The 19,780-nt window shown below is 71.0% G+C and carries 21 protein-coding genes, 1 pseudogene and 2 riboswitches; of the genes and pseudogenes, 12 read left to right on the top strand and 10 right to left on the bottom strand.

All coding sequences use genetic code 11. The annotated features are described in order from the left end of the window. Positions 1-99 precede the first annotated feature (99 nt). Positions 100-591, top strand: coding sequence for an NUDIX domain-containing protein (locus tag C6A87_RS03055; RefSeq protein ID WP_311115920.1), 492 nt, complete (start codon positions 100-102; stop codon positions 589-591). Here the strand turns inward: C6A87_RS03055 and thiE are convergent. Continuing rightward, complete coding sequence (gene thiE / locus C6A87_RS03060) at positions 575-1,237, bottom strand: thiamine phosphate synthase (protein WP_311115921.1); 663 nt, start codon at positions 1,235-1,237, stop codon at positions 575-577. The genes C6A87_RS03055 and thiE overlap by 17 nt on opposite strands. Before the next feature lie 35 nt (positions 1,238-1,272). Further along, a riboswitch (TPP riboswitch) is annotated at positions 1,273-1,383 on the top strand. On the opposite strand from thiE, the pseudogene thiO reads away from it, so the two are divergent. The 9 genes and pseudogenes from thiO to C6A87_RS03105 all read left to right on the top strand — a co-directional run bounded on the left by thiO (position 1,378) and on the right by C6A87_RS03105 (position 9,665). After that, a pseudogene (gene thiO, locus C6A87_RS03065) lies at positions 1,378-2,404 on the top strand (glycine oxidase ThiO). Its footprint overlaps the riboswitch before it by 6 nt. Next, positions 2,401-2,598 (top strand): sulfur carrier protein ThiS, encoded by a 198-nt coding sequence (gene thiS / locus C6A87_RS03070; RefSeq protein WP_311115922.1) that lies wholly within the window; start codon positions 2,401-2,403, stop codon positions 2,596-2,598. Before thiO ends, thiS begins: the two are co-directional and overlap by 4 nt. Beyond that, a complete protein-coding gene (locus tag C6A87_RS03075; protein ID WP_003932866.1) occupies positions 2,591-3,346 on the top strand; it encodes a thiazole synthase in 756 nt (251 codons plus the stop codon). Before thiS ends, C6A87_RS03075 begins: the two co-directional genes overlap by 8 nt. Beyond that, entirely contained in the window at positions 3,343-4,104 is a 762-nt protein-coding gene (locus C6A87_RS03080; RefSeq protein WP_311115923.1) for an SGNH/GDSL hydrolase family protein, read from the top strand. The genes C6A87_RS03075 and C6A87_RS03080 overlap by 4 nt, the downstream gene beginning before the upstream one ends. Further along, on the top strand, positions 4,101-5,018 hold the full coding sequence (locus tag C6A87_RS03085; protein ID WP_311115924.1) for an ATP-binding cassette domain-containing protein: 918 nt from the start codon (positions 4,101-4,103) through the stop codon (positions 5,016-5,018). Before C6A87_RS03080 ends, C6A87_RS03085 begins: the two co-directional genes overlap by 4 nt. Next, positions 5,015-5,770, top strand: a complete 756-nt coding sequence (locus tag C6A87_RS03090; protein WP_311115925.1) for an ABC transporter permease — start codon at positions 5,015-5,017, stop codon at positions 5,768-5,770. The genes C6A87_RS03085 and C6A87_RS03090 overlap by 4 nt, the downstream gene beginning before the upstream one ends. Before the next feature lie 10 nt (positions 5,771-5,780). Next, positions 5,781-6,695 (top strand): alpha/beta hydrolase, encoded by a 915-nt coding sequence (locus C6A87_RS03095; RefSeq protein WP_311115926.1) that lies wholly within the window; start codon positions 5,781-5,783, stop codon positions 6,693-6,695. A gap of 10 nt (positions 6,696-6,705) precedes the next feature. Further along, entirely contained in the window at positions 6,706-8,208 is a 1,503-nt protein-coding gene (locus C6A87_RS03100) for a M28 family metallopeptidase (RefSeq protein WP_311115927.1), read from the top strand. Beyond that, on the top strand, positions 8,205-9,665 hold the full coding sequence (locus C6A87_RS03105) for a M20/M25/M40 family metallo-hydrolase (RefSeq protein WP_396836981.1): 1,461 nt from the start codon (positions 8,205-8,207) through the stop codon (positions 9,663-9,665). Before C6A87_RS03100 ends, C6A87_RS03105 begins: the two co-directional genes overlap by 4 nt. Here C6A87_RS03105 and C6A87_RS03110 read toward each other — a convergent pair. Both C6A87_RS03110 and C6A87_RS03115 read right to left on the bottom strand, forming a co-directional pair. After that, complete coding sequence (locus C6A87_RS03110) at positions 9,619-10,914, bottom strand: solute carrier family 23 protein (RefSeq protein WP_311115928.1); 1,296 nt, start codon at positions 10,912-10,914, stop codon at positions 9,619-9,621. The two genes, C6A87_RS03105 and C6A87_RS03110, sit on opposite strands and share 47 nt — an antisense overlap. 7 nt (positions 10,915-10,921) lie before the next feature. Beyond that, positions 10,922-12,148: an APC family permease gene (locus C6A87_RS03115; protein ID WP_396837062.1), complete on the bottom strand. Its 1,227-nt coding sequence runs from the start codon at positions 12,146-12,148 to the stop codon at positions 10,922-10,924. Positions 12,149-12,194: 46 nt separating this feature from the next. Between C6A87_RS03115 and C6A87_RS03120 the strand changes: the two genes are divergently transcribed. Beyond that, on the top strand, positions 12,195-13,421 hold the full coding sequence (locus tag C6A87_RS03120) for a TetR/AcrR family transcriptional regulator (RefSeq protein ID WP_311115930.1): 1,227 nt from the start codon (positions 12,195-12,197) through the stop codon (positions 13,419-13,421). On the opposite strand, the gene C6A87_RS03125 is transcribed toward C6A87_RS03120, so the two are convergent. From C6A87_RS03125 to thiD, 5 genes are all read right to left on the bottom strand, one after another. Continuing rightward, positions 13,388-13,654: a hypothetical protein gene (locus tag C6A87_RS03125; protein WP_311115931.1), complete on the bottom strand. Its 267-nt coding sequence runs from the start codon at positions 13,652-13,654 to the stop codon at positions 13,388-13,390. The two genes, C6A87_RS03120 and C6A87_RS03125, sit on opposite strands and share 34 nt — an antisense overlap. 9 nt (positions 13,655-13,663) lie before the next feature. After that, complete coding sequence (locus C6A87_RS03130; RefSeq protein ID WP_311115932.1) at positions 13,664-15,151, bottom strand: NAD(P)/FAD-dependent oxidoreductase; 1,488 nt, start codon at positions 15,149-15,151, stop codon at positions 13,664-13,666. 30 nt (positions 15,152-15,181) lie between these two features. Further along, positions 15,182-15,808, bottom strand: a complete 627-nt coding sequence (locus C6A87_RS03135; protein ID WP_311115933.1) for a septum formation family protein — start codon at positions 15,806-15,808, stop codon at positions 15,182-15,184. Positions 15,809-15,822: 14 nt separating this feature from the next. Further along, the gene (locus tag C6A87_RS03140) at positions 15,823-16,446 is read right to left on the bottom strand and encodes an alpha/beta family hydrolase (protein ID WP_311115934.1); all 624 of its coding nucleotides are present in this window, start codon (positions 16,444-16,446) and stop codon (positions 15,823-15,825) included. Further along, positions 16,443-17,324: a bifunctional hydroxymethylpyrimidine kinase/phosphomethylpyrimidine kinase gene (gene thiD, locus C6A87_RS03145; protein ID WP_311115935.1), complete on the bottom strand. Its 882-nt coding sequence runs from the start codon at positions 17,322-17,324 to the stop codon at positions 16,443-16,445. The genes C6A87_RS03140 and thiD overlap by 4 nt, the downstream gene beginning before the upstream one ends. Beyond that, a riboswitch (TPP riboswitch) is annotated at positions 17,316-17,425 on the bottom strand. (Overlaps the previous gene by 9 nt.) Before the next feature lie 297 nt (positions 17,426-17,722). Here thiD and C6A87_RS03150 point away from each other — a divergent pair. Next, positions 17,723-18,022: a hypothetical protein gene (locus tag C6A87_RS03150; protein ID WP_311115936.1), complete on the top strand. Its 300-nt coding sequence runs from the start codon at positions 17,723-17,725 to the stop codon at positions 18,020-18,022. Between the two features lie 19 nt (positions 18,023-18,041). Here the strand turns inward: C6A87_RS03150 and C6A87_RS03155 are convergent, their stop codons facing one another. Together C6A87_RS03155 and C6A87_RS03160 are read right to left on the bottom strand one after the other, a co-directional pair. After that, positions 18,042-18,857: an exodeoxyribonuclease III gene (locus tag C6A87_RS03155; RefSeq protein ID WP_311115937.1), complete on the bottom strand. Its 816-nt coding sequence runs from the start codon at positions 18,855-18,857 to the stop codon at positions 18,042-18,044. A gap of 5 nt (positions 18,858-18,862) precedes the next feature. Beyond that, positions 18,863-19,780: a GNAT family N-acetyltransferase gene (locus C6A87_RS03160; protein WP_311115938.1), complete on the bottom strand. Its 918-nt coding sequence runs from the start codon at positions 19,778-19,780 to the stop codon at positions 18,863-18,865.

Consider the following 19,780-nt stretch of genomic DNA (forward strand, 5'->3'; position numbering starts at 1 on the left):
AGCTACGGACGGATTCTATGAGGGAAGTCTAAGAGCTGACGGTGCGGCATGCGGGGATTCAGGTGCCCCGAATGTCGGCGCGTTCCCTATCCTGAACGCGTGCGCGGAGACGGGGACGGCTGGGTGGTGTCGGCGGCGGGCAATGCCTACTGGGGCCGGCACGGCGCCGCGGGCCTGTTGCTGCGCGCGCCGCGGCCCGACGGATCGGCCGCCGTGCTGCTCCAGCACCGCGCGCCGTGGAGCCACCAGGGCGGCACCTGGGGGCTGCCGGGCGGCGCCCGCGACAGTCACGAGACCGCCGAGCAGGCCGCGGTGCGCGAGGCCGAAGAGGAAGCGGGGCTGACGGCGGAGCAGGTGACCGTGCGGACCACGGTGGTCACCGCCGAGGTGTCCGGGTGGACCTACACCACGGTGATCGCCGACGCGTCGGTGGAATTGGACACCGTGCCCAACCGGGAGAGCGCCGAGCTGCGCTGGGTCGCCGAGGACGAGGTCGCGGACCTGCCGCTGCACCCCGGTTTCGCCGCCAGCTGGGACCGTCTGCGCGAGGTCACGGCCGCGATCCCGCTGCTGGTCAACCCGCCGAGCTGAGCATCCCGGCGAGCTGTCGGGCCGCCGCCTTCGGATCGTCGGCCGCGGTGATCGCCCGCACCACCACCACCCGCCGCGCCCCGGCCGCCAGGACCTCCGGCAGCCGGTCGGCGTCGATGCCGCCGATCGCGAACCACGGCTTGTCGGTGCCCAGCGCCGCGGCGGCGCGCACCAGCTCCAGCCCCGGCGCGGCCCGGCCCGGTTTCGTCGGCGTCGGCCAGCACGGCCCCACACAGAAGTAGTCGACGTCCTCGGCGACCGCGGCCCGGACCTGCTCCAGGTCGTGCGTCGAGCGGCCCACCACGCGGCGGCCGACGATCTCCCGCGCCACGGTCAGCGGCAGGTCGTCCTGACCCAGGTGCAGCACGTCGGCCCCGCCCGCGCGCGCGACGTCGGCGCGGTCGTTGACCGCGAACAGCGCGCCGTGCCTGCGGGCGGCGTCGCCGAGAACCTCCAGTGCGGCGATCTCGTCGCGCGCCTCCAGCGGGCCGAACTGCTGTTCCCCGGCGGAGCCCTTGTCGCGGAGCTGGATGATGTCGACGCCGCCGGCCAACGCCGCGTCGGCGAACTCGGCGAGGTCGCCACGCTCGCGGCGGGCGTCGGTGCACAGGTAGAGCGAGGCGCTCGCTAGACGGGGTTCACGCACCCTCGAACGCTAGCGCCGTCGCGACGTAGGCTGGTAGCCGACCACACGGGAGTCCCGGGAACGGGGACTGAGAGTGAGTCCGGCCGACTCTTACCGTCACACCTGATCCGGGTCATGCCGGCGAAGGGAGTTAGCCCGCGATGTCCCCCCAGTCGCCTGCGCCGACGCGCGGAACGGTCGCGGTCGTCGGCGGCGGTGTCATCGGCCTCTCGGTGGCCCGGCGCGCACTGCAGGACGGCTGGAGCGTGCGGGTGCACCGGGCCGATGCGGCCGGCGCGTCGTGGGTGGCCGGCGGCATGCTCGCCCCGCACAGCGAGGGCTGGCCCGGCGAGGAGCAGCTGCTGCGGATCGGCCTGGAGTCGCTGCGGCTGTGGCACGACGGGTTCCTGGACGGATTGCCCGCCGAGGTGGTCACCGCGCGCCAGTCACTGGTGGTGGCCGTCGACCGGGCCGACGCCGCCGACCTGCGGACCGTCGCCGAATGGTTGTCCGGGCAGGGCCACCCGGTGAGCCCGACCAGCACCGCCCGCGATATCGAACCCCTTCTCGCCCAGGGCATCCGGCACGGCTTCCTGGCCGAGACCGAACTGGCCGTCGACAACCGCGCGGTGGTCGCCGCGCTGGCCGCCCAGTGTGAACGGCTCGGTGCCCGGTGGGCGCCGCCGGTGTCCGACCTGTCCGAGACCGGCGACGCCGACACCGTGGTGATCGCCAACGGCATCGATGCCCCCACGCTGTGGCCCGGGTTGCCGGTACGCCCCGTCAAAGGCGAGGTGCTGCGGCTGCGGTGGCGCCGCGGCTGCCTGCCCGCCCCGCGGCGGGTGGTGCGCGCGCGGGTGCACGGCCGCCAGGTCTACGTGGTGCCGCGCGCCGACGGCGTCGTGGTCGGCGCGACGCAGTACGAACACGGCCGCGACACCGCGACCACGGTCAGCGGGGTACGGGACCTGCTCGACGACGCGTGCGCGGTGATGCCTGCGCTGGGGGAGTACGAGCTGGCCGAGGCCGCGCGGCCTGCGCCCGATGACGCCGGACAACCTCCCGTTGGTCGGCAGGCTCGACGAGCGCACACTGGTCGCCGCCGGGCACGGCCGGTCGGGTTTCCTGTTGGCGCCGTGGACGGCGCAGACGATCGCCGCCGAACTGGAAGGAGCGCTGGTCCGATGAAGGTGACGGTCAACGACGAAGCGGTCGAGGTCGAGGAGCGCACGACGATCGCCGCGCTGCTCGACGGCCTGGGCTTCCCGGAGAAGGGGATCGCGGTCGCGGTGGACTGGTCGGTGATCCCGCGGTCGGAGTGGGACACCGCGCTGACCGACGGCGCCAAGGTCGAGGTCGTCACGGCGGTGCAGGGTGGCTGACAAGCTCAGCATCGCCGGCCGCGAGTTCGGGTCGCGACTGGTTCTGGGGACCGGCGGCGCCGCGAACCTCGCCGTGCTGGAGGCGGCGCTGATCGCGTCGGGGACCGAGATGACCACGGTGGCGATGCGCCGCGTCGACGCCGACGGCCGCACCGGGGTGCTGGAGCTGCTGAGCCGGCTGGGCATCACGCCGCTGCCCAACACGGCCGGATGCCGCGGCGCCGCCGAGGCGGTGATGACCGCGCAGCTGGCCCGCGAGGCGCTGCAGACCAACTGGGTCAAGCTCGAAGTGATCGCCGACGAACGCACCCTGCTGCCCGACGCCGTCGAATTGGTCAGAGCCGCAGAACAACTCGTCGACGACGGGTTCGTGGTGCTGCCCTACACCAACGACGACCCGGTGCTCGCGCGGCGGCTGGAGGACACCGGCTGCGCGGTGGTGATGCCGCTGGGCTCACCGATCGGCACCGGCCTGGGCATCGCCAACCCGCACAACATCGAGATGATCGTCGACCAGGCGAACGTGCCGGTGATCCTGGACGCCGGCATCGGCACGGCCAGCGACGCCGCGCTGGCCATGGAACTGGGCTGTGACGCGGTGCTGCTGGCCAGCGCCGTGACCCGGGCCGCGGATCCGCCGGCGATGGCCGCGGCGATGGCCGCCGCCGTCCGGGCCGGCCACCTGGCCCGCCACGCCGGCCGCATCCCGAAGAGGTTCTGGGCCCAAGCATCCAGTCCCGCCCTGTGAACAGATATGTGGCCCTGGGCAGTTCGATGGCCGCAGGCCCGGGCATCACGCCGCGGGTGGCGGGCTCACCACGGGCAGCAGGCCGCTCCGCCCGCAACTACCCCCACCTGGTCGCCGACGCACTGGGCCTCGACCTCGTCGACGTCACGTTCTCGGGCGCGACGACCGCGCACGTGCTGCGCGACTCCCAGCGCGGCGCGCCACCGCAGATCAGCGCGCTCGACGGCACCGAGACGCTGGTGACGGTGACGATCGGCGGCAACGACGTCGGCTACGTCCCGATGCTGTTCGCGGCCGGACTGCCGCGCGCGCTGCGGTCGGTGCCACTGCTGGGCGGCCGGTTGCGCGAGCTGCTCGACCCGTCGGCCCGCTATCTGGCGCTGGCGACGGTGGGCGGCGCGCTGATCGAGGTGGGGCGCGAGATCCGGCGGCGCGCACCGCAGGCCACCGTGCTGTTCGTCGACTACCTGACACTGCTGCCCGCCGACGGGGAGGCGCCCCCGCTGCGCGGCGCCGACCTGACGCTCGGCAGGCACGTGGCCGCCACGCTGGCGCAGCTGACCGCCGACGCCGCGCAGGAGACCGGGTGCGGCCTGGTGCGTGCCGCCGAGGCCAGCCGGGAGCACCACGCCTGGTCCACGCGACCCTGGACCACCAGGTTCGGCGTCCCGGTCCCGGGCAGGCCCGCACCGCTGCACCCCAATGCCGACGGGATGCGCGCGGTCGCCGACCTGGTGCTGGCGGCGGTCCGGACATGATCGAACTGACCGCCCTGACAAAGGTTTTCCGGTCGGGCCGCGGATCGTTCCGCGCCGTGGACGGATTGACCTGCACGATCGAACCCGGCCGGGTGACCGGATTCCTCGGGCCCAACGGCGCGGGCAAGACCACCACGATGCGGATGATCCTCGGACTCGACCACCCCACCTCGGGCAGCGCCACCATCGACGGGCGCAGCTACCGACAGCTGAGGGACCCGCTGCGCACGGTCGGCGCACTGCTCGACGCCCGGCAGGTGCACCCGAACCGCACGGCGCGCAACCATCTGCGGTGGATGGCCGCCGCCAACCGGATCTCCGCCGCCCGGGCCGACGAGGTCCTCGGCATGGTCGGACTGGCCTCGGTCGCGGACTCGCGCGCCGCCACGCTGTCGCTGGGCATGAGCCAGCGGCTCGGCATCGCGGCGGCACTGCTCGGTGACCCCCCGGTGCTGCTGTTCGACGAACCGGTCAACGGTCTCGACCCCGAGGGCATCCACTGGGTCCGCAGCCTGATGCGCACCCTCGCCGCGGAAGGCCGCACCGTGCTGGTTTCCAGCCATCTGCTCGCCGAGATGGCCGACACCGCCGACCGGTTGGTGGTGATCGGCAAGGGCCGGCTGATCGCGTCGACGACGGTGGCCGAGTTCACCGGGAGCTCCGGCGCGGCGCCGGTGCGGGTACGCGCGCCGCGGCTGCAGGACCTGCACGCCGCGCTCACCGAGGCCGGGTTCACGGTGGACGCCGAGCCCGACGCGCTGACGGTGCGCGACACCACCACCGAGGCGGTCGGCGAACTCGCCGCTGCGCGCTCGCTGGTGCTGCACGAGTTGAGCACCCGCGGGGTCTCGCTGGAGCAGGCCTACCTGGCCTCGACCGAGGACGCCACCGCGTACCGGGCGGGGGACGGGTGAGGCGCGCTGCTGCGGTGATCAACGCCGAGCGCGTCAAGCTGACCACGGTGCGCTCACCGCTGTGGGCCGCGCTGGCGGCCACGGTGCTCAGCGTCGGGCTGGCCGCGCTGCAGTCCTCCGTCGCCTACGGCTACGCGCGGCTGAGCGTGCCCGAGGCCGCGCTCGGGGTCGCGGTGTTCGGGATCCCGGTGCTGATGATCGTCGCGGCGATGGCGGTGACGAGCGAGTACCGCAGCGGGCTGATCTCGGTGACGTTCCTGGCCACCCCGGACCGCACCCTGGTGATGTGTGCCAAAGCATGTGTGGCGGCGCTGTTCTCGGCCGTGGTGGCGGTGGTCATGGTGCTCGGCTCGGTCTCGGTGGCCCGGCTGGTCGCCGACCAGGGCGTCGCGGATGCACTGACGGTGTCGGCCACCGTGCCTTTCGCCGCGGCGGTGGTGCCGTATGCGGCACTGGCGGCGGTGCTCGGTGTCGGGGTTGCGGCGCTGCTGCGGCACACCGCGGGCGCGGTGACGGTCCTGCTGCTGTGGCCTCTGCTGGTCGAGCCGCTACTGGCGAACCTGCCCGGCCGCGGCTGGCAGATCGGCCCGTATCTGCCGTTCGGGAACGCGTTGCGCTTCCTCGACGTGCAGTGGCTCTACCCCGGCCTCTCGATGCCCTGGGGCCCGGCCGGCTCGCTGGGCTACTTCGCCGCGGTGGTCGCCGTGGTGTTCGCCGCGGCGCTGATCACCGTCAACCGGCGCGACGCCTAGCATGGCGCACGTGAGCGCACCGCAGACCGTGGAACTGGACCTGCCGCACCTGAAGGTCACCGCGCTGGCCTGGGGTCCGCCCGACGGCCGGCTGGTGCTGTGCCTGCACGGCTTCCCGGACAGCGCGTGGGGGTGGCGGAAACTGGCTCCGCTGCTCGCCGAACGCGGTATGCGGGTCGTCGCGCCGTTCGCGCGCGGCTACGCCCCGACCGGGCCCGCCCCCGACGGCGACTACCACATCGGCGCGCTGATGTACGACGCGCTGGCGGTGCACCGCGCGCTCGGTGCGCCCGACGATGCGGTGCTGATCGGCCACGACTGGGGTGCGTTCACCGCCGGCGCGCTGGCCGCCCATCCGGAATCGCCGTTCGCCGAGCACATTACGATGGCCGTGCCGCCGATCGGTGCCGTCGCGCGGATGCGGGGGTCGATCGGCCGCCAGCTGCGCATGCTGCCGCGCCAGCTGCGCAACAGCTGGTACATCCTGTTCTTCCAACTGCCGGGGCTGCCCGAACGCGTTCTGCCCCGGGTCATCCCGACGCTCTGGCGGGACTGGGGGCCTCCGGGTCACGACACCGGCGCGGAACTGGACGACGCGCTGGCCGCGCTGCCGAGCCTGGTCCACCGCCGTGCCGCGGTCGACTACTACCGCGCGCTGGTGCGCCCGACGCGGCGACCCGGCAAGACCTACGCCGACCTGCACCGCCACTGCTTCGGGATGCCCCGGGGGCCGATCCTGCACGTGCAGGGCGCCGAGGACGGCGCGATGAAGGCCGAATACGCCGCACCGATCGGGGCGGCGCTGCCCGAGGGCAGCAGGGTGGTGACGATTCCGGCGGCCGGGCACTTCCTGCAGATCGAACGTCCCGGCGAGGCCGCCGCGGCCGTCCTGGACTATCTCGGCGCCCGTACGGGTCCGCGCTAACGTGGGGACCGTGATCCGGACAAGACTCGTGGCCTTGACGGCCGTCACCGTGCTGGTCGCCGCGGGCTGCAGCCGCGACGCGGATCCGCAGCCGCAGCCGGCCAACGAACTCAGTGTGGCCACCGAGTTCGCCGAGGGGCTCGCGCAGAAGGTCACCGCCGACGCGATGATGACCCACCTGACCAGGCTGCAGGAGATCGCCGACGCCCACGGCGGTAACCGCGCACTGGGCACCCCCGGCTACGACGCCAGCGTCGACTACGTCGTCGAGGCGTTGCGCGGCAAAGGTTTCGACGTGGACACCCCGGAGTTCGAGGTGCGCATCCCGTGGGCCGAGGAGCCCCGGCTGACCGTGGGCGGCGCGCCGACCGAGGCGCGGCCGCTGCAGTTCACCATCGGCACCGCCCCCGAGGGCGTGTCGGGCCCGCTGGTCGCCGCACGTGCCGACGACGACACCCCCGGCTGCACCGCCGACGACTACGACGGCCTGGCCGTCGACGGCGCGGTGGTGCTCGTCGACCGAGGGGCGTGCCCGTTCGGGGGCAAGCAGGCCGTGGCCGCCGACCTCGGGGCGGTGGCGCTGATCGTGGCCAACAGCGAGAACGGACCCGACCTGTCGGGGGCCACCCTCGGCGAGACCACCGACGTCAAGATCCCGGTCATCGCGGTCGCCAACGACGTCGGTGACCGGCTGCGGGCCGAGCCGGGTGCGACGGCGGTGCTCAACCTGAACGCCGGCGTGCAGCTGAAGAAGTCGCGCAACGTGATCGCGCAGACCAAGACCGGATCCACCCACGACGTCGTGATGGTCGGCGCCCACCTCGACAGCGTGCCGGAGGGCCCGGGGATCAACGACAACGGCTCCGGGGTGGCCGCGGTGCTGGAAACCGCACTGCAACTGGAGGCTTCGCCGAACGTGGCCAACGCGGTGCGGTTCGGCTTCTGGGGTGCCGAGGAGCAGGGCCTGTACGGCTCCGCGAACTACGTGGCCGGCCTGGACGAGGAGGCGCTCAAGGACATCGCGCTCTACCTCAACTTCGACATGATCGGTTCGCCGAACCCCGGCTACTTCACCATGGACGGAAACCAGTCGAGTGCGCCCGGGCCGGGCGAGCGCGTGCCGAGGGTCCCCGAGGGCTCGGCGGGCATCGAGCGCACGCTGACCGCCTACCTGGACGGAGCGGGCAAACCGGGGGAGGACACGTCGTTCGACGGGAGATCCGACTACGACGGCTTCACCATGGCCGGAGTGCCTGCGGGAGGCCTGTTCTCGGGCGCGGAGGAGAAGATGTCGGCCGAGCAGGCCGAGCGTTGGGACGGCCAGGCCGACCAGCCGTTCGACCCGAACTACCACAAGGATTCCGATACGCTCGAACACATCGACGAGACGGCGATGCAGATCCACGGCAGCGGCGCGGCCTTCGCGGTGGGGCTGTACGCCCAGGACCAGCGCGGGCGCAACGGAATACCGCTCCGCGAGGACCGGGTCCGTCATCAACTGAAGACGCCGTGATCGGCCGGTGGGCCGTGGTGCTGGCCGCAGCCGGTGCGCTGGTCGCGGCGTGCGCCCCGCCCCCGCCACCGTCGACAGCCCCACTGGGACCCGACCTGGCCGACAAGGTCACCATCGACGGGGTCTACCGCCACCTGGTGGAACTGCAGCAGATCGCCGACGACAACGACGGCAACCGCGCCGACGGCACGCCCGGATACCAGGCCAGCGTCGACTACGTGGCACAACTGCTGCGCGACAGAGGTTTCGACGTGCAGACACCGGAGTTCGAACGGCTCTCGGGCTCGCAAGGCGGTGCGCCGGTGCTGACCGTGGCCGGCAACGACTTCCGCGTCGACCAGGCCTCGATGATGATCACCACCTCCCCCGGGGGCCTGCGCGCGCCCACCTTCCGTCCGCGCAGGGCCGCCGGCTGCGCGGTCGCCGACTACGGCGACGTGTCGGTGGTCAAGGCGATCGCGGTCGTCGACGACAGCGGCTGCTCGATCGTCGACAAACACCGGGTGGCGCAGCAGCGTGGCGCGGTGGGCATGCTGGTGGTCACCTCGGCGACCCCGACGCGCCCGGTCGGTGCACCCGTCACGTTGTTCACCACCGGCTACTACACCCATCTGAAGATGCCGGTGGGCGTCATCGACACCGACGCGGACTCCGCCCTGCGCCGCACCGAGTCTCCGGTCACCCTGGTCCTGGACCACGAACCGGTGCTGACGAAGTCGCGCAACGTGATCGCGCAGACCAGGACCGGCGACGCACAGAACGTCGTCGTGGCCGGCGCGCACCTCGACAGCATCCGGGCCGGCGCCGGGATCAACGACAACGGCTCCGGTGTCGCGGCCGTGCTGGAGACCGCGCTGCAGCTCGGCGCGGAGCCGGCCACCACCAACGCGGTGCGCTTCGCGTTCTGGGGCGCCGAAGAGGTGTCGATGGACGGCTCCAAGAAATACCTGGCCTCGCTGAGCAAGGACGAGCTCGACGACATCGCGATGTACCTGAACTTCGACGTGCTCGCGTCACTGAACGCCGGCTACTTCACCGACGACGGCGACCAGTCGACGCAGACCGGCCAGATCGTCGCCGCGCCAACGGGTTCGGCGGGCATCGAGCGCACGCTGGCGGCCCGGCTGAACATGGCCGGTCTGCGCCCGGCGGACATCCCGCTGCAACGGGTCACCGACTACGGGCCCTTCCTGGCCGCAGGGATCCCGGTGGGCGGGCTCACCACGGGCTCCTCGCAGCGCAAAACCGAGGTGCAGGCCCGACTCTGGGGCGGCAAGGCCGGGGAACCGTTCGACCCGAACTACCACACGCGCAGCGACGACATCGACAACGTCGACCGGGACGCCCTCGGGGTGATGGCGTCGGCGGCCGCGTACGCCATCGGCACCTATGCAGAGTCGATCGAGGGCGTCAACGGGGTGCCGGACCGGGATCACCGGGACCGGCGGACGCCGTGACGTCCCCGCCCCGGCGCAGGCCCAGCAGCCGCATGCCGTGGTAGATCAGCAGCGCGGCGATCGAGCCCAGCGCGATCCCGGTGAACGTCAGTGACCCTGCGCTCCAGGTGAAGTCGGCGATGCCGATGATCAGCGGGATCGCCGCGGTCATCTGGTTGATCGGTTTGGAGAAGTCGACGTGGTTGGTCAGCCAGATGCGCACCCCGAGGATGCCGACCAGGCCGTACAGCACCACCGTCGCGCCGCCGAGCACCCCGGCCGGGATCGCGACGATCACCGCGCCGACCTTGGGGCACAACGACAGTGCGATCGCCACCAGTGCGGCCACCCAGTACGCGGCCGTCGAGTACACGCGGGTCGCCGCCATCACACCGATGTTCTCGGCGTACGTCGTCGTGGCCGACCCGCCGCCGAACCCGGCCAGCGTCGTGGCGACACCGTCGGCGGCCAGCGCGCGGCCCATCAGCGGGTCCAGATCCCGTTTGGTCATCTGGCCCACCGACTTCACGTGCCCGATGTTCTCCGCGATCAACGCGATGACCGCGGGCAGGAACATCGGCAGTACCGACAGCGAGAACGTCGGCGTCTCGAAGTCGGGCAACCCGATCCAGGGCGCAGCCGCGATACCCGAGGTGTCGACCTCACCGAGCAGCAGTGCCAGCAGGTAGCCGGCGACGACGGCGACGAAGATCGCGAGCCGGCCGATCATGCCGCGGAAGAACGCCAGCGCGGCGACCAGCAGCACCAGCGTCACGAGCGCGATCAGCGGGCCCTGTTCGAAGTTGTTCTTGGCCGCGGGCGCGAGATTGAACCCGATCAGCGCGACGATCGCGCCGGTCACCACCGGCGGCAGGACCAGGTCGAGCCAGCGGGTGCCGACCACGTGCACCACACCGCCGACGAGGATGAGCAGCAGGCCGACCGCGACGATCCCGCCGAGCGCGCTACCGGTGCCCTCCGTGGCCACCGCCGCGGTCACCGGTGCGATCACCGAGAAGCTCGACCCCAGATAGCTGGGCAGCCGGTTGCCGGTGATCAGCAGGAACAGGATGGTGCCGACCCCGGAGAACAGCAGGGTGGTGGCCGGCGGGAACCCGGTGAGCACCGGCACCAGGAACGTCGCGCCGAACATCGCGACCACATGCTGGGCGCCCAGACCGACGGTGCGGGGCCAGCTCAGCCGTTCCTCGGGGGCGACGACGAAATCTGGATCGGACTTCGAATCCACACGCTTCCAGGTGAGTGTCACTCAGCGACTACACACCATGGCGGTGCGCACCGCCAGTCAGGTAGGCGAGCATCCCGACCAGCACGACCGCCGCACCGGCCAGCACCGACGCCGGCGGCAGCGTGAACGCCAGCAGCAGACAGCAGGCCAACCCGACCGCAGGCACCAACCGCCCGCCCAGCGTCGCGGTCAACGTCCAGGCCGACGCGTTGGCGATCGCGTAGTACAGCAGCACCCCGAACGACGAGAACCCGATCGCGGCGCGCACGTCGACCAGCGCGGCCACCACCGCGACCACGGCCCCGACCGCGACCTCGGCCCGGTGCGGGGTGTGATGCTCGGGATGCACGGCGGCCAGCCGTCCGGGCAGGTGCCGGTCCCGGGCCATCGCCAGCACCGTGCGCGACACCCCGAGCAGCAGAGCCAGCAGCGCGCCCAGTGCGGCGGCCGCGGCGGCGACGCTCACCACCGGCGCCAGCCCGGCGAACCCGGCCACCCGAACCGCCTCGGACAGCGGCGCGGTGGCCGACGCCAGACCCGCGACGCCGAGTTCGCCGACGACCGCGACGGCCACCACCGCGTACACCGTGAGCGCGATCGCCAGTGCGATCGCGACGGCCCGCGGGATGGTGCGGGCCGGGTCGCGCACCTCCTCGCCGAGCGTGGCGATGCGCGCGTACCCGGCGAAGGCGAAGAACAGCAGGCCGGCGGCCTGCAGCACCCCGTAGGCGGTCACGTCGTCGCCGAGCGCGAACACCGAGCGGCCGGCGTCCCCGCCCCCGAGCAGCACGACCACCACCACGGTCAGCACCGCCAGCACCAGCGCGACGATCACCCGGGTGAGTGCCGCGGACCGCTGCACCCCGGCGTAACCCAGTGCCGTCAGCGCGATCACCGACGCGGCCGCCACCGCGTTGGCGTATTCCGGCCACACGTACCAGCCCACCGTCAGCGCCATCGCCGCACACGACGCGCTCTTGCCGACGACGAAACTCCAGCCCGCGGTGTGGCCCCACAACGGGCCGAGCCGTTCCCGGCCGTAGACATAGGTGCCGCCCGACTGCGGGTAGCGCGCCGCCAGCCGAGCAGACGACATCGCATTGCACACCGCGACCACGGCGGCGACGGCGAGCCCGATCAGCAGCCCGCTGCCCGCGGCCGCCGCGGCCGGCGCCAGCGCGACGAAGATGCCCGCCCCGATCATCGACCCGAGCCCCAGCACGACGGTGTCGAACAACCCGAGACGACGCCGCAATGCCGACTCATCGGGCGAGCTCACCGGCCCACGATATCGTGGGGCGGTGGCGAGCACCGCCGATGATCCCGGCATCCGACGCCGGCCCAAGGATCGGAAAGCGCAGATCGCGCGTGCGTCGGCGGAGGCGTTCAGCGCGCTGGGCTATCACGGCGTGAGCATGGAGATGATCGCGTCCCGGGTGGGGATCTCCGCGGCAGCCCTGTACCGCCACTACTCCTCCAAGTACCAACTGTTCCGCGACGCCGTGCTGAACCTCGGTCAGCAGCTGGTGGACGGCACCTCAGGCATCGACGGCGACGATCCGCAGGTGGTGCTCGACCGGCTGGTTTCGGCGCTCACCGACACCGCGCTGGTCAACCGGGGTTCGGGCGGGCTGTACCGGTGGGAGAACCGGTACCTGCGCGGCGACGACCAGGCGACGCTGCTGGAGCAGATCCACACCGTGCACGCGCGGCTGCACCGCCCGCTGGCCGCGGTCCGGCCGGAGCTGACCGCCCGGCAGCGGTACACGCTGTCCACCGCGGTGCTCTCGATCGTCGGCAGCATCGTCGACCACCGCGCGAAACTGCCTGCGGCCCAGGTGCATCGGCTGTTCACCCAGATCACCCGCGCGGTCCTGGCCGCCGACCTGTCAACGGACCCGTCGCGCCGCCCGTCCGGGGAGGTCCCTGCCCGTCCCTCCGTCGAGGCGTCGAAATACGAAGCGCTGCTGACCGAATCGATGCGGCTGTTCGACCGCAACGGATACCGCGACACCACGATGGAGGAGATCGCGTCGGCGGTCGGTATCCCCACGTCGGGCATCTACAAGTACTTCTCCGGCAAGAGCGACATCCTGGCGGCGATGTTCCGGCGCGCCGCGGACCGGGTGTCGGCCGAGACCGCGTCGGTGGTCGCGACCGTGCCGGACCCGGAGGAGGCGCTCACCGCGGTCATCGACGGTTACGTCGAGCGCACCTTCGACCAGCCCGAGCTGGAGTGCGTCTACTACAGCGAACGGCTCAACATGTCGGCCGCGGACCAGCGCATCGTGCGGGACCTGCAGCGCGCGACGGTGGAGTCCTGGGTCGAACTCGTCGTCGCTGTCCGGCCCGAGTGGAGCGCCGCCGAAGCGCGCTTCGCCGTGCACGCGGCGATGGCCCTGGTGGTCGACCTGGGCCGCCTGGTGCGCTACGCGGATTCCGAGGAGGCCAGGGAGACCGTGCAGGGCCTGGTGGATGTGACGCTGTTGGGCCGCTACCGGTTACGGGCCACGTTGCCGGCCAGGTAGAGCAGGTAGGCCACCAGCCCGAAGAGAGCCGGCTTACGCGTCTTCGGGGAGGCGATGCCGAGCCCGACGGCGGTCTCGAGGGCGCCGTCGATGTACACGTGCTTGCGGGTGTCGGTCGGGAACGCGGGCTTGGTCAGGCCCTCGTAGAGCGCGGGGGCGACGAAGTGCGAGACCCCGGCCCCGGCGAGGAGCAGACCGGCGATGGTGGCGGCACGTGAATTTTGCTTGGGCACAACCGGATACTAGACGATCCGGTAGTCGCTGATCGGGAACTCGGCGGCCTCGCGGATCGCGGCGCGTGTCGAGGTCGGGCGCAGCAGTGTCGGTTCCCCGCCGGGATCGAAGTAGTAGGACCGTGCCGACGCGCAGTTTCCGACGGTGAACAGTGAGCCGCCGAGGAGTTCGGTCATCCGGTCCAGGTACCGGCCGTTGGCGTCCTCCGTGACCTCGAAAGTGGTTGCGCCACTGCGCTTCACCGCACCGAACAACCGGTCCATGTGCCGCATCTGGTATTCCATCGTGTTGAAGAAGTTCAACCCGAGGAAGGCGTAGGGGCTGGCCAGCGACAGGTAGTTCGGGAAGTACGGGATCGAGACCCCCTGGTAGGCCTGGAACCTGTTCTCCCGCCACCACTTCCCGAGGTTGCGGCCGTCGCGGCCGATCACCTCGATGGCGGGGAAGTTGGCTTCCCACAGGTCGAAACCGGTGGCCAGCACCAGCGTGTCGATCCTGGTCTTGGTGCCGTCCAGTCCGACGACGCCGTCGGACTCGATCCTGGCGATACCGGCGTCCTGCAGGTGTACGTGCGGCCTGGTGAAGGTGCGGTAGTAGCTGTTGGAGAAAGTCGGCCGTTTGCAACCGAAGTCGTAGTCGGGGGTCAGCCTGGCCCGCAGGTCCTTGTCGCGGATCGTGACGAACCGGTGCATCTTGGCCAGATCGCCCGCGGCGATGTTGAAGCGGCCACGTGTCGTCTTGTAGTGCACGACGCCCACCGAGACCATGAACTCGTAGATCGCATCGGTGATCGCCCGAATGAGCCGCTGGGTGAACGGAACCCGGGCGAATAGACGCTTGGCGCGCTCGGAGAAGCGGAAGTCGATCTTGGGTACCACCCAGATCGGGGTGCGCTGGTAGACCGTCAGATCGGCGGCCTTGTTCGCGAGCTCGGGGATCAGCTGCACCGCGGTCGCGCCGGTGCCGATGATGCCGATCCGCTCCCCGGTGGGATCGTAGGAGTCGTCCCAGGCGGTGGTGTGGACGATCCGGCCGTCGAACTCGGTGATGCCCGGGATGTCGGGCACGTGCGGCTGGGACAGGAACCCGGTGGCGGTGATCAGGTAGCGGGCCTCCAGCGTCGCGCCGTCGGCGAGGGTCACCCGCCAGCGCTTGGCGTCCTCGTCCCACCGTGCGCCCTCGACCGTCACCCCGAAACGCATGTGGCGCCGCACGTCGTACTTGTCCGCGACGTCGTCGGCGTACTGCTTGATCTCCGCGCCGGTGGAGAAGAGCCGTGACCAGTTCGGGTTCGGCTCGAAGAAGTACGAGTAGGTGGTCGTGGGGACGTCGACGGCCAGGCCGGGGTAGTGGTTGACGTACCACGTACCGCCCAGATCTTCTTCCCGGTCGAGGATCACGAAGTTCTCGATGCCCAACCGCTTGAACTGGATGGCCGCACCGATGCCTGCAAAGCCGGCACCCACGATGACCGCGTCGAATTGCTCCGAAGTCATGGCGCAACGGTACCCGAGGTCCGGGCGGATTCAGCCGCGCAGCGAGCCCGTCCGGGGAGGGTCGAGTGTCGCGATACAGGTGACCGCATGGTCGCCGTCGGCCCACGTCTCCGCGGTCGGGTTGAGCACGTAGAGCCGGACGGATTCGTCGGTGACCGACTGCGGGGAATAGCGCTGCAGCTCAGGTGTGCATTTCTGGTGATGCGCGTCGACCGCGTCCTGGCCCGGGAACGGCCCGTCGGGCAGGGTCAGCACTGCGAAAACCTCGCCGGCGTGCGGCTGGTCGCAGCTGATCAGCGTGACGTTGACCACCCGGTCGCCGGCGGGGATCTCGGCCAGACAGTCGCCTACCTGCAGATCGGTGGCGGTGCGGGTGTCGTCGTTGACGGCGACGACGGTGATGACCACCCCGGCGACGATCCACAGCACCGACAGCACGATGCCTGCGATGGCCATACCGCGGCCGCTGCCGTACTGCTTGGCTTTCCTGACCCCGACGATGCCGCAGACCAGCGCGATCACGGCGCCACCGATGATGCCGAAGATCAGCGACACGATCGCCCACCAGTTCGTCTTCGGCGGCGGCGCGGAATAGGGGTAAGGCTGGGGCGCGCCGCCCTGATACGGCATCGGAGGAGGCGGCGGCGGGGCGGTCACGCTGCGACGATAACTCAGCCGAGCATCCGCAGAGCGGCATCGACGGCAAGTGCCGGTACGTCGAGTTTCTTGGAGTTGAGGTCGTGTCGGGCGCCGGTGATCTCGACGATCTCGGTGCGGGCCGGGATCAGCGCCGCGGCGGGACGGAGTTCGTCGAGCGTGCCGAACGGGTCCGCGGTGCCGTGGGTGAACACCGTGGGCACCGAGATCCGGGGCAGGTGCTCGGTGCGGGCGCGCTCCGGCTTGCCCGGCGGGTGAAGCGGATAGGAGAACAGCGTCAGCACGTCGAGGTGCAGGCCGTCGGCGACCGCCATCGACGTGAGCCGCCCGCCGTAGGAATGGCCGCCGGCGATCAGCGGGCCGTCGGCGAGCTCGCGGACCGCGGTTACCGCCTCGACGATGCCGGCCATGTCGGTCGCCGCGGAATTGGACGGTGGGCCTTTGGGGCGGCGCCGCCGGTAGGGCAGGTTGTAACGCACCGCGAGCCAGCCGCGGCGGGCCCACTCGTCGCAGAGCGCCTGCAGCATCGGCGATTCCCGGCTGCCGCCGGCCCCGTGCGTCAGCGCGACCACGCCCGCCGGGGTGCCGTCGGGACGGTGCACGACGCCGGCGATGGCGTCCATGTCCTCGATCGTCATGTCGACAGCCGGAACAACGCGGAGACGGGGCCGTGACCCTGGCCGAGCGGGTAGGCCGAGCGCAGACATTCGGTCACCCAGCGCTTCCCGAACGCGACGGCATCGGGCACGGAGTAGCCGTGGGCCAGCGCGCACGCGGTGGCCGCGGCCAGGGTGTCGCCCGCGCCGTGATCGTGGCCGGTGTCGATGCGGGTCACGTCGAACTCGTGGAAGTCGGTGCCGTCGAACAGCAGGTCGGGGCTCTGCGCCGACGCGCGCAGGTGCCCGCCCTTGACCAGCGCCCACTGCGGGCCGAGCGCATGCAGCGCGCGCGCCGCCGCGCGCTGGGAGTCCTGGTCGACCACGTCGATGCCGACGAGCAGCCGCACCTCGTCGAGGTTGGGGGTGACCAAGGTGGCGAGCGGAAACAACCTGTCGCGCAACGCGTCCAGCGCGCTCGGGTGCAGCAGCGGGTCGCCGTGCATGGAGGCGCAGACCGGGTCGACGACCAACGGGACCTTGCCGTCCAGTCCCTGCGCGACCCAGGCGCCGACGATGGCCTCGATGATCTCCGTCGACGCGAGCATGCCGGTCTTGGCGGCCTGTACTCCGATGTCGGAGGCCACCGCCTCGATCTGGCCGGCGACGATGCCGACCGGGAGTTCGTGAAAACTCCTGACCCCCATCGAGTTCTGCACCGTGACGGCGGTCACGGCGACCAGACTGTGCACGCCGAGCAGCGCGAAGGTGCGCATGTCGGCCTGGATGCCCGCTCCGCCACCGGAGTCCGACCCGGCGATGGTCATCACCCGCAGCGGGGTCTGCCTGGGCGGGGTCAGCGGAAGGTAGGTCGTCGGCAGGCGGCGGGGCTCGGCAGTGACATCGCTGACGTCGGACATGTGCGCTCTCCCTACGCCGGCATTACCCGGTCAGGTTCGTACGGTCGACGGGCCCACCCGTCCTCTCAGCGCGCTCGGCACACGCTCCCGCGTTCTGGTGACGAGGGCCACGCTAGCGCAGCGACTCTGGGCCCGTCCAGAACGGTGACGCGGGCGGCGTCAGCGCCGCCGTCACGGGCCGATGGGTCGAACGTGCTTGCGATTTGAAGAGGTCTTATGACGAGTTTCACAGGTGTATTACTGCCATCCGAGAATCACTTCCTGCCAGGGAACACCGGATCTCGACCTCGCGTTAATCGATTCAGATCGTCAAAGACGATCGACAAAACACCAGGACAAGAGCATCGAGACCGCGTGACACGCTCCACGGCTCGACCCGAGCGGGAAGGGCAGCAGAAATGAAGAAGTTCTCCATCGCTACGATTATCGCCGCCTTGCTGAGCACCGCCGTCATCGGCGTGGCCGCTCCCGTGCAGGCCGTTCCGCATGGAGCCAACGCGCAGGACACGATCAGCCAGATGGAGGCCGAGGGCAATCACGTGGTGGTTCACCGGCTCTCCGACCGTCCGCTGAGCGAAGCGGTGGTCGTCGGGATCAATCAGGGCGGCACACTGCACTCCACCGTGCACGACAACATCCACGGCCACACCCAGCAGCAGCACAAGTCGGGCCACGTCTACTACGTCGACGTCCGCTAACGAGGGCGACGTCCGGTAATCACGTCAGGTCAACGACCACCGGGGCGTGATCGCTCGGCGTGCCGATCCGGTTCTTTCCGGTTTTGCGTTCATCGCGGGCGATCTCGGCGTGGACGACACGCTCGGCCAGCGCCGGGGAGCCCAAGATGAAGTCGATGCGCATGCCCCGGTTCTTCGGGAACCGCAGCTGGGTGTAGTCCCAGTACGTGTAGGTGCCGGGACCCGGCGTGAAAGGTCTTACCACGTCGGTGAAACCGGCATCGAGGATCGCGTTGAAGGCCGCGCGCTCCGGGGCGGTCACGTGAGTGCTGTCCTGGAACAACGAGATGTCCCACACGTCGTCGTCGAAGGGGGCGATGTTCCAGTCGCCGACCAGCGCCAGCGGGGTGGCCGGATCGGACTTCAGCCACGACGACGCGGTATCGCGAAGCGCGGCAAGCCATTCCAGCTTGTAGCTGTAATGCGGTGAGCCGACGGTGCGGCCGTTGGGAACGTAGAGACTCCACACCCTGACCCCGGCGCAGGTCGCGCCGAGCGCGCGCGCCTCGGCCGCGGCCTGCACCTCGGGCTTGTCGCTCCAGGTGGGTTGGCCGTCGAAACCGACCTGGACGTCGTCGATGCCGACCCGCGAGGCGATCGCCACCCCGTTCCACTGGCTGAACCCGCAGTGCACGATCTCGTAGCCGAGTGCGGCGAACGGCATGGTCGGGAACTGGTCGTCGGAGCACTTGGTCTCCTGCATGGCCAGTACGTCGACGTCGGCGCGTTCCAGCCAGTCGGTGACGCGGTCGACCCGGGCGCGGATCGAGTTGACGTTCCAGGTTGCCAGGCGCATGGGCCCTACAGTAGGTCCTCCGCGCGGACGTACCGTGACCGGTGGTGGACCTGGAAACCCATGGTTTCGTAGAGGGCACGCGCGCCCGGATTGTCGGTGACCACCTGCGCATAGGCGCGGGTGGCGCCGTGCTGGTGCGCCCAGTCCAGCAGTCCGGCGCACAGGCGCCGGGCCAGACCCTGCCTGCGGGCGTCCTCCGACACGTGCACCGCCGAGATCCCGGCCCAGCGGGTGCCGTCCGGCGCGTCGGTCACCGCCACCCGGCCCACTGCCGCACCGGCCAGTTCGCCGAACCCGACCACGCCGTCGACGACCGCGGTGAGCACATCGACCGGCACGTCGCGCCGGTACAGCGTCAGCCACCTGTCGTCGGGTGAGTCCGCCACCGACACCTCCGTCACTCCGGAGACGCCGATATCTGCTGCCATCACCAGGTTTTCGGCATCGGTGGGGACGCCCTCGGGAAGTCGCAGCAGCCGGTCGGGCGCCGACACCAGTGCCGGCAGTCCCCGCGCGGCGTACCACCGGGCCACCTGGGCGATCTCGCTGAACGACGAGAACCGGATCGGCACAGCGGAATTGGCTCGCCGGGTGACTCCGTGCCCGTGCCGCAACAGCCAGCCGTCCAGCCACTCGTGTTCGGTGCCGGGCCAGCCCAGGGCCGCCGCGTGTTCGAGGTTGCGGATCTCGCCGGTCCGCACCGGCATCTCCGGGACGACGCGCACGGCCAGCACGTCCCGGGCGTCGACGTCGACGATGTCGCCGCGTCGGGTGCGGATCCGCACCACGGCGCCGGTCTCGTCGCCGGCTTCGAGGATGTGGCCGACCACGTCGGTCATCGGCCGGTCCGAGTCCGTCGGCAGCCGGTAACGCAGGCTGACCCGGGTCCCGGCCTCAGGCAACTCGGGGACGGCTCCGGACAC

Origin of the sequence: Mycobacterium sp. ITM-2016-00317 (assembly GCF_002968295.1) — a bacterium.
Lineage (GTDB): Bacteria > Actinomycetota > Actinomycetes > Mycobacteriales > Mycobacteriaceae > Mycobacterium.